15 protein-coding genes and 1 pseudogene are annotated in these 13,671 nt (G+C 74.0%); 10 read left to right on the top strand and 6 right to left on the bottom strand.

Annotation, left to right across the window (positions count from 1 at the left end; all coding sequences use genetic code 11):
- The first annotated feature begins 284 nt into the window (after window positions 1-284).
- On the top strand, window positions 285-1,571 hold the full coding sequence (locus ACLU3S_RS31225; RefSeq protein ID WP_413955328.1) for an ROK family protein: 1,287 nt from the start codon (window positions 285-287) through the stop codon (window positions 1,569-1,571).
- Between the two features lie 24 nt (window positions 1,572-1,595).
- On the opposite strand, the gene ACLU3S_RS31220 is transcribed toward ACLU3S_RS31225, so the two are convergent.
- The 3 genes from ACLU3S_RS31220 to ACLU3S_RS31210 form a co-directional block, all read right to left on the bottom strand.
- The gene (locus ACLU3S_RS31220; protein ID WP_413955327.1) at window positions 1,596-1,832 is read right to left on the bottom strand and encodes a hypothetical protein; all 237 of its coding nucleotides are present in this window, start codon (window positions 1,830-1,832) and stop codon (window positions 1,596-1,598) included.
- Between the two features lie 18 nt (window positions 1,833-1,850).
- Window positions 1,851-2,882, bottom strand: coding sequence for an SDR family oxidoreductase (locus ACLU3S_RS31215; RefSeq protein WP_413955326.1), 1,032 nt, complete (start codon window positions 2,880-2,882; stop codon window positions 1,851-1,853).
- Window positions 2,883-3,632: 750 nt separating this feature from the next.
- The gene (locus tag ACLU3S_RS31210) at window positions 3,633-4,673 is read right to left on the bottom strand and encodes a PHP domain-containing protein (protein WP_413955325.1); all 1,041 of its coding nucleotides are present in this window, start codon (window positions 4,671-4,673) and stop codon (window positions 3,633-3,635) included.
- A 77-nt stretch (window positions 4,674-4,750) separates the two neighbouring features.
- On the opposite strand from ACLU3S_RS31210, the pseudogene ACLU3S_RS31205 reads away from it, so the two are divergent.
- Both ACLU3S_RS31205 and ACLU3S_RS31200 read left to right on the top strand, forming a co-directional pair.
- Window positions 4,751-5,049, top strand: a pseudogene (locus tag ACLU3S_RS31205) (SDR family oxidoreductase); the annotation flags it as partial.
- A gap of 63 nt (window positions 5,050-5,112) precedes the next feature.
- Window positions 5,113-5,358 (top strand): hypothetical protein, encoded by a 246-nt coding sequence (locus tag ACLU3S_RS31200; RefSeq protein ID WP_413955330.1) that lies wholly within the window; start codon window positions 5,113-5,115, stop codon window positions 5,356-5,358.
- A gap of 6 nt (window positions 5,359-5,364) precedes the next feature.
- Here ACLU3S_RS31200 and ACLU3S_RS31195 read toward each other — a convergent pair whose 3' ends face one another.
- Together ACLU3S_RS31195 and ACLU3S_RS31190 are read right to left on the bottom strand one after the other, a co-directional pair.
- Window positions 5,365-6,600: a lectin gene (locus tag ACLU3S_RS31195; RefSeq protein WP_413955324.1), complete on the bottom strand. Its 1,236-nt coding sequence runs from the start codon at window positions 6,598-6,600 to the stop codon at window positions 5,365-5,367.
- A 116-nt stretch (window positions 6,601-6,716) separates the two neighbouring features.
- Complete coding sequence (locus ACLU3S_RS31190) at window positions 6,717-7,274, bottom strand: VanZ family protein (RefSeq protein ID WP_413955323.1); 558 nt, start codon at window positions 7,272-7,274, stop codon at window positions 6,717-6,719.
- Window positions 7,275-7,514: 240 nt separating this feature from the next.
- Between ACLU3S_RS31190 and ACLU3S_RS31185 the strand changes: the two genes are divergently transcribed.
- From ACLU3S_RS31185 to ACLU3S_RS31160, 6 genes are all read left to right on the top strand, one after another.
- The gene (locus tag ACLU3S_RS31185; protein ID WP_413955322.1) at window positions 7,515-7,709 is read left to right on the top strand and encodes a hypothetical protein; all 195 of its coding nucleotides are present in this window, start codon (window positions 7,515-7,517) and stop codon (window positions 7,707-7,709) included.
- Complete coding sequence (locus ACLU3S_RS31180) at window positions 7,706-8,158, top strand: MrpF/PhaF family protein (RefSeq protein ID WP_413955321.1); 453 nt, start codon at window positions 7,706-7,708, stop codon at window positions 8,156-8,158. The genes ACLU3S_RS31185 and ACLU3S_RS31180 overlap by 4 nt, the downstream gene beginning before the upstream one ends.
- A gap of 75 nt (window positions 8,159-8,233) precedes the next feature.
- Complete coding sequence (locus ACLU3S_RS31175) at window positions 8,234-8,494, top strand: Na(+)/H(+) antiporter subunit B (protein WP_413955320.1); 261 nt, start codon at window positions 8,234-8,236, stop codon at window positions 8,492-8,494.
- The gene (locus tag ACLU3S_RS31170; protein ID WP_413955319.1) at window positions 8,491-9,231 is read left to right on the top strand and encodes an MnhB domain-containing protein; all 741 of its coding nucleotides are present in this window, start codon (window positions 8,491-8,493) and stop codon (window positions 9,229-9,231) included. Before ACLU3S_RS31175 ends, ACLU3S_RS31170 begins: the two co-directional genes overlap by 4 nt.
- Window positions 9,232-9,241: 10 nt before the next feature.
- Window positions 9,242-9,589, top strand: coding sequence for a sodium:proton antiporter (locus ACLU3S_RS31165; RefSeq protein WP_413955329.1), 348 nt, complete (start codon window positions 9,242-9,244; stop codon window positions 9,587-9,589).
- Complete coding sequence (locus tag ACLU3S_RS31160) at window positions 9,589-11,355, top strand: complex I subunit 5 family protein (RefSeq protein ID WP_413955318.1); 1,767 nt, start codon at window positions 9,589-9,591, stop codon at window positions 11,353-11,355. Before ACLU3S_RS31165 ends, ACLU3S_RS31160 begins: the two co-directional genes overlap by 1 nt.
- Before the next feature lie 10 nt (window positions 11,356-11,365).
- Here the strand turns inward: ACLU3S_RS31160 and ACLU3S_RS31155 are convergent, their stop codons facing one another.
- Complete coding sequence (locus tag ACLU3S_RS31155) at window positions 11,366-12,016, bottom strand: DUF4230 domain-containing protein (protein ID WP_413955317.1); 651 nt, start codon at window positions 12,014-12,016, stop codon at window positions 11,366-11,368.
- Window positions 12,017-12,298: 282 nt separating this feature from the next.
- Between ACLU3S_RS31155 and ACLU3S_RS31150 the strand changes: the two genes are divergently transcribed.
- Window positions 12,299-13,671: ArnT family glycosyltransferase (locus tag ACLU3S_RS31150; RefSeq protein WP_413955316.1), on the top strand; the 1,373-nt coding region annotated here is incomplete at its 3' end.

Raw genomic sequence — 13,671 nt, 5'->3', positions numbered from 1 at the left:
GTCAGGACGCCGAGTGGCGGGGACGGCGAGCGGGCAGGCGCCGCGCGCCGCCGTCACCCCGTGGCCCGGCGGGCGGGCGCCGAACTCCCGGACGCCGCGCCCTGCTTCGGACCGGTGGCTGGACTCGCGCACGGCGGCCGGACCTCCTGACGAGGCCGCGCACGCGCCCGGCCGCGCGGCCGTATCGCTTAGCTCATAACATGAAATAAGGGTTTGAAAAATATCGCGTCCCTGCGTTTGAAGGGGTATGTTGCAGGTCGGACAGGGTTCGTGAAGGGGGCCTGATGGCTGGGCGGAACGGTCGCACGGTACGTGACCTGAGGCGGGGGAACCGCACGGCCGTGCTGCAGCGGCTGTACTTCGACGGCCCGCTCAGCCGCTTCGAGCTGGGCCCGGCCACCGGCCTGAGCTCCGGTTCGGTGAGCAACGTGGTCGCCGACCTGATCGCCGACGGCCTGGTCGAGGAGGCCGGCAGCGTCGACTCCGACGGCGGCCGGCCCCGCACCCTGCTGCGGGTCGCCCCGCACAGCGGGCAGATGATCGGCGTGGACGTCGGCGAAACCCGTGTCCGGGTGGAGCTGTTCGACCTGGCGCTCACCGAACTCGCCCGCACCGAACGCCCGCTGACCCCCCAGGGCTACGACGTCGACGTGATCGTCGGTCACATCCGCGACGGCGTCGCCGAGGTCCTCACCGCCGAGGGCGCCGCGCCGGAGCGGCTGCTCGGCGTCGGCGTCGGCGTGCCCGGCATCGTCGAGCACACCGCCGACCGGGGCGCCGTCGTGCACGGGCAGACCATCGGCTGGGACGCGGTCCCGCTGGAGCGGCTGCTCCAGTCTCCCGAACCTCCCGGCCCGGTCCGGTACTTCATCGACAACGGCGCCAAGACCCTGGGCCAGGCCGAGATGTGGTTCGGCGCGGGACGCGGCGCCCGCAACGCGGTCGTCGTGCTGTTCGGCTCCGGCGTCGGCGCCTGCCTGGTCACCCCCGAGGTGGAGCACGGGCGCGCCGTCGAGTGGGGTCATCTGACGGTGCGGGTCCGCGGGCGCCGCTGCCGCTGCGGTGCCTCCGGCTGCCTGGAGGCCTACGCGGGCGCCGAGTCGCTGCTCGCCCGCTGGCACGAGGCGGGCGGCCGGCCGCCCCGGAACGCCGACGAGGAGACCGCGCTCACCGCCATGCTCGCCGCGGCCTACCCCGCCGACGGCGCCACGGCCGACCCGGTCGCGCTGGGCGTCCTGGAGGAGACCGCCGAGTACCTGGGCGCCGGCCTGTCCGACCTGATCAACCTCTTCCAGCCGGAACGGATCATCGTCGGCGGCTGGGCCGGACTCCAGCTCGGCAGCCGCTTCCTGCCCGACGTCCGCCGGCACGCGGCGACGTACGCCCTGCGCCACCCGGCCGACAAAGTCACCATCGAACTCGGGCGGCTGGGCCCCGACGCCGTGACGGTGGGCGCCGCGATCCTTCCGCTGGCCGACTTCTTCGCGGGCGGCGGCCGGCGCCCCGCACCGGAGTCCGAGGACCGGCTGCCCGCCTGGCGGGCGGCGCTGCGCGAGCGCGCCCCGCGCTGACGCGCGGCCCGTCACGTCGGCGCCTCAGCCCGACGGCTCGTCCGGTGCCGGGTGTTCGGGGTGGACGGTGCCCGAACGGGGCGCGCCGCGCGGCCCGGTGCCCGCCTCGTCGGTGTCCGGCACCTCGTCCTCCTCGGGCGGGTCGTCGACCGGCCCCGGGGCGGCGTCCCAGGGGTCGTCCGCACGGGCCTGCTGGTCGGGCAGGTCCCTCGGGACCGGCCCCTTGCCGTGGCCGTGCTCCTGTTCCCGCTGTGCGGCCATCTCGTCCTCCCTCGCCGCTCAGTCGACCTTGCGTCCCCGCATCGGCTCGGTCTCCATTCCGGCGCCCCGCTGCAGGCCGTCCAGGAACTCCTGGACCACCTCGATCGCCGTCCGCCGCGGCTGCCAGCCCAGTTCGGTGTGCGCCCGCGTGCAGTCCATCAGCGGCAGCCGCAGCACCGCGTCGAACAGGTGCGGGGACGCCGGGAGCAGACGCAGCCCCCAGGCGGCGGCGATGGCGGACCGGGCCGCGGTGCGCGGCAGCCGCACCGGACGCGCGCCGAGCAGCCCGGCGAGCACCTGGGCGTCCAGCGGCGGCTCGGCGGCCAGGTTGAAGGCGCCCCGGGCGGTGTCCGTGTGCACCGCGCGCCGGTAGGCCTCGGCGGCGTCGTCGGTGTGCAGCGCCTGCACGCGCAGGCCCGGGATGTCCGGCAGGAAGGGCAGCAGTTCCGGACGGGCGAGCGGGCCGGGCAGGAAGCGCCCGCCGAAGATGCGGCGCTGCTCGCTCGCCGACTCCCGCTTGAACAGGAACGCCGGCCGCATCCGTACGACCCGCACCTCGGGGTGGTCGCGTTCGAACAGGTCCAGGGTGCGTTCCAGATAGGCCTTCTCCCGGCAGTACGCGGCGCCCGGCCAGCCGTGCGTCGGCCAGGACTCGTCCACCGCGCGGTCCTTGGGGCCCGGCGAGTACGCGCCGACGGACGACGCGTGCACCAGCACCGGCACCCGGGCCGCGGCGACCGCCTCGATCACCCGGATACCGCCGAGGACGTTGGTCCGCCAGGTGGCCGCCGGATCGTGCGTCGGCTGGAACGCCCAGGCCAGATGCACGACCGCGTCGGCGCCCTCGAACCGCTCGGCGAGGTTGGCCTCGTCGGCGGCCAGGTCGACGGCGGTCCACTCGGTCTTCGGCGGCGACCACCCCGGCGTGCGCCGGGCCAGGCCCCGCACCGACTTGACCAGGGGATCCTCCGAGAGCAGGCGCACCACGCTCGTGCCGACGTTGCCGGTGGCGCCCGTGACCACCACCCTGCTGCCCGCTGAGCTGCTCACCTTCGGCTCCTTCCGTCCGCACGGCGGGGCTCTCGACGACCGGCCGGGTACCCGGGCGCCGTCGGCACACACACGCGCGGGACGTGGCGGGTGATCGACGGTCGACGCGGCACGGCCACCGCCGGGACCGTCCGCACGGCGGACGTCCCGTCCCGCCGGTGGCGAGCCGTGGCGGAGGAGGCCCCCTGCCCTACCGCGAGAGCCCCGTCGACGGCGTCCGGCTGCACGGACGGTGCCCGAGGACCGTGGCCGCGGCCCGTTCGCGACGCGCGCGGAACGCCTCGCGGCGGATCTGCGGGAGTTCGCCGACGCCGGGGGGCGTGCGGGGCGGCCGCCACCGTCGTTGACCCCGGGGCGCGCGGCGGTGGCCGCCGCCGGAGCGGTCGCCCGGCCGACCGGAGCGGCGGACACGGGAAAAGCCCCGGCCGCGACGGGGGAATCACGGCCGGGGCGCTCAGGTGGTGGGCACGGACGGCGGTCGCCTCTCGGCGAGACGCTCCACAGGGCTTCAGCCGAACGATCGTCCCTGTGGGCAGAAGGTGAGGCCCGGGGACACTGTCCCGTCCGCACCCACGGCTGGTTCAACGGGCAACCTCGCCGTGGTGTTCCATCGCTGTCCGTGACCTGCCTCACACGCCGTGATCTCGGGCGAGCGGGCTGCCGTCGAGCCGATCGACCAGGCCGGGTCCGCGTGGACCGCCTCCGCCCGGCCTCCTCCAGGCCGGCCCGGGAATCCCACCGCGCACCATGTCAGGACTGCGCCACGCGTGCGGGCACCCGGCCCTCCCGCGTCCAGTCCAGCAGTTCCCGCGCCGACCAGGCGGTCACCACCCGTCCGGCCGGGACCCCGCACTCCTCGGCGCGGGCGCAGCCCAGGATCTGCCAGTCCAGCTGGCCCGGCGCGTGCGCGTCGGTGTCGACGGCGAACAGCACCCCCGCCGCCACGGCCCGGCGCAGCAGCCGCCGGGGCGGGTCCAGCCGTTCCGGGCGGCTGTTGATCTCGACGGCCGTGCCGGACTCGGCGCAGGCGGCGAACACCTCGTCCGCGTCGAACTGCGACTCCGGGCGGCCCCGGCCCGTGACCAGGCGGCCGGTGCAGTGCCCGAGCACGTCCGCGTGCGGACTGCGGACGGCGGCCACCATGCGGCGGGTCATCGCGCGGGCGTCCATGCGCAGCTTGGAGTGCACGGACACCACGACCACGTCGAGCCGCTCCAGCAGCTCGGGCTCCTGGTCCAGCGAGCCGTCGTCCAGGATGTCGCACTCGATCCCGGTGAGCAGCCGGAACGGCGCCCACCGCGCGTTCAGTTCCGCCACCACCGCCAGCTGCTCCCGCAGCCGCGCCGGCGACAGCCCCCGGGCCACGGTCAGCCGCGGGGAATGATCGGTGAGCGCGGTCCACTCGTGGCCCAGGCCGGCCGCCGCCCGCCCCATCTCCTCGATCGGGCTGCCGCCGTCGGACCAGTCCGAGTGGGTGTGGCAGTCCCCGCGCAGCAGCGCCCGCAGCGTCGACCCGGGACCCGAGGCGGGTGCCGCACCGGCCTCCTCCTCCAGTCTGCGCAGGTACCCGGGCACCTCTCCGGCCAGCGCCTCGCGCACCACCTGAGCCGTCCTGGGCCCGACCCCCTTGAGCGACTCCAGCGTCCCCGCCGCCGCGCGCCCGGCGATCTCCCCCTCGGGCAGCGCGGCCAGGGTGCGCGCGGCCGTGCGAAAGGCCTTCACCCGGTAGGTGGGCGCGAGCGCCCGCTCCAGCAAGAAGGCGATCCGCTCGAGGGCGGTGACGGGCTCCATGTGAACCAAGGGTGCCGCAGGCGCTCCGCGGCGGCGCGGGCAGCAGCGATGTGCGGTGGCGCGGCGCGGGCGCCGACGACCTCGCGGCCCGGGGCGGCCTCGGGCTCCTCACCAGGTGGTGGCCCTGTTGCCGGCCGAGTACGGCAGCACCGTGAACGTGGTCGCGCCGGCCGGGATCGCGACCCCGGGGACCGGCCGGGAGGAGACCGACGTGCACGCCGAGCACCGCCCGGCGTGCCGCTCGGGCGGCCCGGCGACGCCCGCGAGGCCGCTGCTGTGATCGCCTGCCTCGCGAGCCCGGACGCCTCCTGCGTCACCGGTGCCCCGTGGGACCGTGGACGGCGGCATGCCGCGCAGGGGCCCGCGGACCGGCTCCATCTCCTGGAAACCGCGCCCCTCAATGCCTCCTCGGCGCGGGTTCCGTCCTAGGCTGAATTGCATGACCGAACAAGCAGCCCCCCATATCTCCCATCCGCGGGTCCTGGTGCACGGGGTGTGCCCGGGAAGGCCGGGCCAGGCGCCCTTCCGGGTCGTGGAGATCGACGGTCAGGTGATCGGTGAGGCCCGGACCGTCACCGACGTGCTGGAGGCCGCCGCCGCCCACGGCATCACCATCCACGACCTCGACGACCCCGACGTGGTCCGGTGGGTGGGCGGGGGCAAGTACACCTGGACCCTCCACTGAGCCGGTCTAGCCGACCGTCCACTTCTGGTTGGCGCCGCCCGTGCACGTCCAGATCTGCAGGCGCGTGCCGTTGGCCGAGTTGTTCCCGGTCACGTCGAGGCACTTGTTCGCCTGCGGATTGACGATGTCGTGCGCGCCGGTGACGGTCCACTTCTGGTTGGGGCCGCCGGTGCAGTCCCACAGCTGGACGGTCGAGCCGTCCGCCGTGCCGTTGTCCGTCACGTCCAGGCACTTGCCGAGCGCCCGGAGCGTGCCGTCGGAGCCGACGGTCCAGGACTGCGCGGCGGTGCCGTTGCAGTCGTAGAGCTGGACCGGGGTGCCGTTCGCCGGGTTCGCACCGGCGACGTCCGCGCACTTGCCCGCGAGCCCCCGGATCGCGGCGCCGGGCGCGCTGTCGCTCGTGGTCACCGACACCGAGTCCACCACCAGCTGCGCCGGGAACGGGGTGGAGCCGTCCGGGTCGCCGGGCCAGTAGCCGCCGACCGCGAGGTTGAGGATCAGGAAGAACGGCTTGTTGTTGAACACCCAGGTCTTCCCGCCCAGGTCGGCGGGCGTGCGCCGCTCGTAGACGTTGCCGTCCACCGACCAGGTGATCGAGTCGGGCGCCCAGTCGACGGCGAAGGTGTGGAAGGCGTCCGCGAAGGCCTGCCCGCCCGGCAGCGTGTAGGCCGCGCCGATGCCGCCCGAGCCGGAGTAGCCCGGGCCGTGGATGGTGCCGTGCACGGTCGAGGGTTCAAAACCGACGTTCTCCATCACGTCGATCTCGCCCGAGTCGGGCCAGTTGACCGGCGTGCCGAGCATCCAGAACGCGGGCCACATGCCCTGCCCGCGCGGGATCTTCATGCGGGCCTCGACATGGCCGTACTGCGCGTTGAACTTGCCGGACGTGTTCAGGCGGGCCGAGGTGTACTGGCAGCTGCCGTACCAGCACTGGTAGCCGGCCGGGTTCTCCTTGCGGGCCGTGATCACCAGGTGGCCCTGGCCGTCCAGCGCCGCGTTGTGGGTGCCCGAGGTGTAGTACTCGCGCTCGTGGTTGTTGACGTTGTCGCCGGTCTCCATGTTCCACTTCGAGGGGTCGGCGGCGGCGCCGGCGGGCCCGTCGAAGGTGTCCGAGAACGTGGTGACGGTCGCGGCCGCCGGGGCGGCGGAGCCGGCGTGCGCCGGGCCCGCGACGGCGGAGCCGATCAGCGCGGCGGACAGGGCCGCCGGCAGACATCTGCGGAGCAGGCGTGGTGAAGCCATGGCTCTCCGTTCGGTGTGGGGGGTGAGACGCCTCGTGACGCGAGGAGTGACGCCTCTTGATTTAAGGAGTGAGATAAGGGGGCGTCAATACCTTGGTACAGACCGGAGCATGACGATCAGTCGGTCGCCGTGTCCGTCAGGCGCCGGTGCACCCCGCGCCCGAGCCGACGCCCGAGCAGCAGCCAACCGGCAAGCGCGCCCGTGGTGTTGAGGATGACGTCGTCGATGTCGAAGGCCCGCCCGGTGACCAGTGCGCCCTGGACCAGCTCCACCATGAGCATCACCAGGGCGGTGAGCGCCAGCACCCGGAGCACCCCGCGGGCGCGGGGCGCGAGGACCGGCACCAGCACCCCGAAGGGCACGCCGAGGAGCACGTTCCCGCCGAGCTGCTTGACCGCGTCCCGCCACTGCGCCTGCTCGACATAGGCCTTCAGCGAGCGGCCGGGATGCAGATTGCTGTGCGTCAGCGCGGCCGACGCCGGAGACGGCTCCAGCGTGATCCGGGCCAGCGCGACGGCGAACGCCACCATGAACGCGAAGGCGGCCAGCATCGCCAGCAGCCGCAGGGGCAGCGGCCGCGCGTGGCGCCCGGCGCGCCGCCCGGCCTTCTTCGGCTGCTCCCGCCTTCGGGGTGCGCGCAGCACCGCGGGCAGTCGTGAGGCGGTCCGGCCCATGCGTCCTCCCGTGGTCAACGTCCATGCCTCTCACCGCGGTTACCCGCCGAACCGGACGGGATGCCGCGCTTGGAGCGGCGCCGGGAGCACGCCGGCGGTTTTCGTTCACGCTCCCGGGGCACTCCTTCGGCGGACCCGCGCGCCGCCGCCCCACGAGGGGGCCGCGGTGCTTGGATGCCCCAAGCGGCGAAGCGGGCACACTGCCGCAGACCTGAGCAGACCGGACCGAGGTGGTGAGGGATGACCCGGCGCACGGCACCGCGTACGGTCCTTCTCGCCCTAGGTGAACTGCTGGCGTACTGGGCCGCGCTGACGGTGCTGTGGCTGGTGCTGATCACGTCGGTCCACCCCCTGGAATGGGCCCTCGGCGGCTGTGCAGCCGCCGCGGGGGCACTGCTGGCCCGGGCCGGCCGGCGGGCGGTGACGTGCCGGTGAACGGATGGATCCTCGCGGCGACCGTGGTGCCGGCCGGGGGAGGGACCGCCGCCCTGTGGGGCGTGACCACCGGCCCGATGGCCCGCCGAGTGGTGGCACAGAACCTGACCACCTCGGTGCTGTGCCCCACGCTGCTGCTGCTCTCGCAGGGGTACGGCAGACCGGCCTATGTCGACCTCGCCCTGCTGCTGGCCCTGCTCGGCCCGGTCGGCACCCTGGTGTTCGCCCGGCTGCTCTCCGACGATCCGGAGGTGCGACAGGCGAGCGCCTGGGGGCTGACCTACGCGGCGGCCGGCCTCGGCGCGGCGACCGTGGTCGCGCTGTGCGTGGCCACCGGACCGGGCCGGGCGATGGTGAAGCTCCTGGTGATCGGGGCGCTGCTGATCGGCGGCAACCTGGTCGCCTCCCGGGCGATGGCCGGCGGCTTCCGGGGGGTGCGCGGTGGCTGACACGCCGTCGGGCCGGATGCGACGCGGCCGGCGCACGAGCGGAGGGATCCGGGGTGGCCTCCGCGGAGGTGCTCCATGTCCGACGCGGTGATCGTCGTGGCTCTGCTGCTGGTCGCCGCCTTTGCCACCGCGGCCGTGGCCCAGCGCGAACCGGCCCGCCAGGCGCTGGTGCTCTCCGTGCTCGGGACCCTGCTGGCCGTGCTGTTCACCGTGCTCCAGGCCCCGGACGTGGGCCTGTCGCAGCTGGCCGTGGGGTCCGCCCTGACCCCGCTGCTGATCATGCTGTCGGTCCGCAGGGTCAGACGGCGCGGCCGGTCCAAGGACGGTGCGCGGTGAGCAGGCGGCTGCGGATGTGGGTGCTCGCCGTGGGCGGTGCGGGTCTGGCCGCCCTGCTGGTCGCCGCCTGCCTCGGCCTGCCGGACTTCGGCGGCCGCTCGCACCCCTACGGCACCCGGTCCGTGCGCGCCTCCCTGGCCCGGCACACCGCCAACACCGTCGCCTCCGTCAACTTCGACCAGCGCGCCTACGACACCCTCGGCGAGATGGGCATCCTGTTCGCCGCCGTCCTCGGCTGCGTGGTGCTGCTGCGCCAGGCCCGCGACGAGCACCGGGCCGAGCCCGAACCCGCCGAGGTGGCCCGGCCGGTCCGCCGCTACGCGCTCGTCGTGCTGCCCGTCGCCCTGGTCACGGGGCTGTACGTCATCGCCCACGGCCAGCTCAGCCCCGGCGGCGGCTTCCAGGGCGGCGTGGTCGCCGCGACCGCGCTGCACCTGCTGTACCTCGGCGCCGACTACCGCGCGCTGGAACGCGTCCGGCCGATCGCGGTCTTCGAGATCTCCGACGCGGTCCTTGTCTGCGCCTACCTCGTGCTGGGCCTGGCCGGCGTCCTGGCCGGCACGGCGTTCCTCGCCAACACGCTGATGCCGTACGGCACCTTCAACACGCTGTCCTCCGGCGGCGCCGTCCCGCTGCTGAACGCGGCCGTCGGCATGGAGGTGGCGAGCGCGGTGGTCGTGCTGCTCGCCACCTTCCTGGAGCAGGCCGTCGAGATCGAGGAGGAGGACGAGAGGTGAGAACGCCGTGATGCACGTGCTGCCGTACCTGATCGCCGCCTACGTCTTCCTGGCCGGCTGCTACGGCCTGGCCACCAGCCGCAATCTGATCCACGCCGTCGGCTGTCTCGCGGTGTGCCAGTCCGCCACCTACGTCCTGCTGCTGTCGGTCGGCTACCGCTCCGGCGGGACCGCGCCCGTCTTCTCCGACATCGAGCCCGGCTCACGGCCGGTGGTGGACCCCGTGGTGCAGGCCCTCACCCTCACCGACATCGTCGTCGGCGCCACCGTCACCGCGCTGCTGCTCGCCCTGGTGCTCCAGATCGCCAAGCGGCACGGCACCGTCGACCCCGACGAGCTGCGGGAGCTGCGCGGCTGATGCACCATCTGCTCCCGCTCGTCGTCGCGGTGCCGCTGCTCGGGGCCGCCGTGCTGATCGGCACCGGCCGCCGTCTGCCCCGGCCCGTCGCCGAGGTGACCGGCCTCGTCGTCTCCGGCGCAACCGCCGCGCTGGCCGTCGTCCTGCTGCTCGACTCCTCGCCGCCGATGGTCGAGTGGGTCGGCGCCTGGGTCCCTGTCGGCGGCGAGAGCGTCGGCATCGAGGTGATCGGGGACGGCCCCTCGCTCGGCATGGCCGCGCTCGCGTCGCTGGTGAGCCTCTCGGCGCTGGCGTACTCCTGGCGCTACTTCGACGAACCCCCGATCGGGCACGCCGGCTCCTTCCCCGCGCTGATGCTGGTCTTCCAGGGCGCCATGTGCGGGTTCGCCCTCGCCGGCGACCTGTTCAACGCGTTCGTCTTCTTCGAGCTGATGAGCGTGGTGGCCTACGCGCTGACCGGCTACCGCATCGACGAGGCGAAGGCCGTGCAGGGCGCGCTGACCTTCGGTGTCCTCAACTCGCTCGGCGCCTACGCCCTGCTGATGGGCATCGCCCTGCTGTACGCCCGCACCGGCGAGCTGGCCATGGTCAAGATCGGCCGGGGGCTCGACGGCGCGGCCGGGCACGGCGGGCCGGACCCGCTGGTCCTCGCCTCCTTCGTGCTGGTGCTGACCGGACTGCTGGTGAAGGCGGCCGCCGTGCCCTTCCACTTCTGGCTCCCCGACGCCCACGCCGTGGCCCCCACCCCGGTGTGCATGCTGCTGTCCGGAGTGATGGTCGAGCTCGGCGTGTACGGCGTCTGGCGGGTGTACGGCACCGTCTTCGCCGGCCCCGGCGGCATCCCGGCCGCCGATCTGACCCGGGCGCTGGTCTCGCTCGGCGTCCTCACCGCCGTGATCGGCTCCGTGATGTGCTGGTACCAGCGGCACGTCAAACGACTGCTCGCCTACTCCACGGTCTCCCACACCGGCCTGTTCCTCGTCGCCGTCGGCGTGCTCACCCCCGAGGGCGACGACGGAGCGGCCCTGTACATCCTCGGGCACGCCGGGGTGAAGGCCGCGCTGTTCGCCTGCGCGGGCGTGGTGCTGGACCGGTTCGGCAGCGTCGACGAGCACGCGCTGCACGGCAGGGGGCGCGAGCTGCGCGGGACGGCGGTGATGTTCGCCGTCGGCGGCCTCGCCCTCGCGGGCCTGCCGCCGTTCGGCACCGGGCTCGGCAAGGCGGTCAGCGAGGAGGCCGTCGGCGGCCCGCTCTCCGTGGTGTACGTGGCCGCCTCCGCGATCACCGCCGGGGCCGTCCTGCGGGTCACCGCCCGGGTGTTCCGCGGACTCGGGCCGCGCCCGAAGGACGCCGAGTACGAGACCGGCGGCTCCGACGAGGAGCCGGAGACGCCGGGGCTGCTGCGCCGGATTCCGGACACCATGAGGACGGTGCCCGCGGTGCTGCTCGCCGGCTCCCTCGCCGTCGGCGCGGTCCCGGGATTCGGGGACCTGGTGGCGCGCTCGGTCAACGAGGCCGGCTCGGGCGGTGCCCACGCCTCCGCCGGATGGACGCTGCACGGCGTCCTGCTCGACGTCGTCTCCGCCGCCCTCGCCGTGGCCCTCGCCGCCCTCGCCGTGACCCGCCCGCGCTGGGTGGCCGCCCCCGACTGGGCCTCGCCGCTGCGGCGCCTGCAGTCCGGGCACGTCGGCGACTACGTGGCCTGGCTGCTGGTGGGCGCCACCCTGCTGGGCGCGCTGGCCCTGCCGGGGGTGCTGGGCGGCTGACGGCCCCGGGTCAGGAGCCGTAGGAGATGCGCACCTGCTTGAACCCCAGGGAGCGCAGCAGCCCCTGGAGCATGCCGGTGGTGTTGGTCTCGGCGCGCGCGGTCAGCCCGCTGCCGCGCGCCGCGTCGCCGATGTGCCGCACGGCCAGCTTCTGGACGGCCTGCTCGCTGCCGGGGTTGTCCGAGAACAGGTCACCGATCCGGTCCAGCAGACCGCGCTGCTTGGAGACGGCGTAGGAGTGGTCGGGGTCGAGTGCGGGCCTGCCCAGCCGGGCGTGCGGCAGCCTGAGCGCGGCAAAGGTGCGGTCGCCGTTGACCGACACGTCCCTCTCGCCGACCTGTCCGAGGTCGACGTAGGCGTCCACGGTGCCCGCGCCGACGTACAGGGTGCGGGTGCCGCGGATCGCGTCGGGCAGGTACCTGGAGTCCTTCTCCAGGTCCACGACGACCTGGAACGTACCCGAGGCGGCGTCGTACCGGCTCATGTCCTGGAGGGACTTCAGCAGTGCGGGGCCGGAGCGGTCGTGCGTCTGGGTGCCGAACAGGTCCCTGATGCCCGGCAGTACGGTCAGCCGGATCCCGGCGAACAGCACGGCGAGCACCAGCACGAGCGCGGCCACCGCCTTGGCCCAGCCGGGCAGGCGCCTCACGGAAGTCGTCATCGCGACGGCCCTCCTTCCTCCCGTGCGGTTGCCCCGTCAACCGCTGTTCCAGACAGACGCGTTGGGGTGGTTCTGCCGGCGCCCTGTCCACCCGGGGGAAAGCTGTGCGGCAGCCGTCGGATTCCTGTGCACGGCGCAGACCTGCCGCAGGTAATGGGCGTGCTTCACGCACGCAAATTCAATCTCGTGCGATCAAAGAACTTCCCTCGACGGGGTGAGAGTTTCCTTGAAGGGGGCCGCCGCGGCGCCGGCGGGCGGGCTCGGTGACGAAAACTGCTGCGCATGGCCACGAACGTCCTCGACGCGACCGTCCCCGCCGGAACCGACTGCCGCCCGTCCTGGCGAGAGCCGATGGGCGAGCCGGCGTACGCCCGCCTGGCGCTGCTGGTCCTCACCGGGCTCGCCGCCGTGCTCTACTCCTGGGGCATCGGGCACAGCCAGTACCACACGTTCTACGCCGACGCGGCCCGCAGCATGACGGAGAGCTGGAAGGCCTTCTTCTACGGCTCTTTCGACCCCGGGAATTCCATCACGCTCGACAAACTGCCGGGATTCCTGTGGCCGCAGGCGCTTTCCGCCCGGCTCTTCGGCTTCCATCCGTGGGCTCTGATCCTTCCCCAGGTCCTGGAGGGGATGGCCAGCCTGCTGGTGCTGTACCGCGTGGTGCGCCACTGGGCCGGCACGAACGCCGCGCTGATCGCCGGCGCGGCCTTCCTGGTCACCCCGGTGACGGTCGGTCTGTTCCGCAGCGCCGTCGAGGACCCCGCCTTCACCCTGTGCCTGCTGCTCGCCGCCGAGGCCACCCAGCGTGCCGCCCGCTACGGCCGACTGCGTCCTCTGGTGCTGGCGGGGGTATGGGTCGGCCTGGGCTTCCAGGCCAAGATGCTGGAGGCGTGGGCCGTGCTGCCCGCCCTCGCGCTCGTCCACGTGATCTCGGCTCCGCTCACCCGGCGCCGGCGGCTGGTCCACCTCGGCGTCTCGGCGCTGGTGACGACCGCCGTGTCGGCGTCCTGGATGCTCGCCGTCACGCTCACCCCGGCGGGCGACCGGCCCTACGTGGACGGCACCACCAACAACTCCGCGTTCAGCATGGTCGTCGGGTACAACTTCCTGAACCGCTTCGCCTCGCTCGGCATCAGCGCGGCCTCCACGGGCAGCGTGAGCGCGACCCAGGGCGTGGGAGCGGGTCACGGTGGGGGGCCCGCGCGCGAGGGTGACGCGGAGTCGGCCGGGATCCGCCACCGCGCCGCCGGCGCCCTCGGCTCGGCCGGCGCGCAGAGCGCCAAGGTCGCCCAGAGCGCAGGCGGTGCCCAGAGCGCAGGCGGTGCCCAGAGCGCACGCGGCGCGCGGACGACCCGCGGCTCGGCGGACGTCCGCGCGGACGCCGAGCACCGGACCGCCGGCGGGTTCGGCGGCGGTCAGAACGGCTGGTCGAAGATGTTCGGCACCTCGCTCGCCTCCCAGACCGGCTGGTTCTACCCGTTCGCGGCCGTCTCCGCCGTCTGCGGTCTGCTGTGGCGCCGGGGCCGGCCGCGCACCGACCGGCTGCGCGCCGGGTTCGTGCTGTGGGGGACCTGGCTCGCCACGTACTTCTTGGTCTTCAGCGCCGGCAGCGTCGGCGGCCACACGTACTACATGGGCGTGATCGCGGTGCC

The sequence above is a fragment of the Streptomyces sp. AF1A genome, assembly GCF_047340315.1.
GTDB lineage: Bacteria > Actinomycetota > Actinomycetes > Streptomycetales > Streptomycetaceae > Streptomyces.
This window is presented reverse-complemented; position numbering and strand designations above follow the sequence as displayed.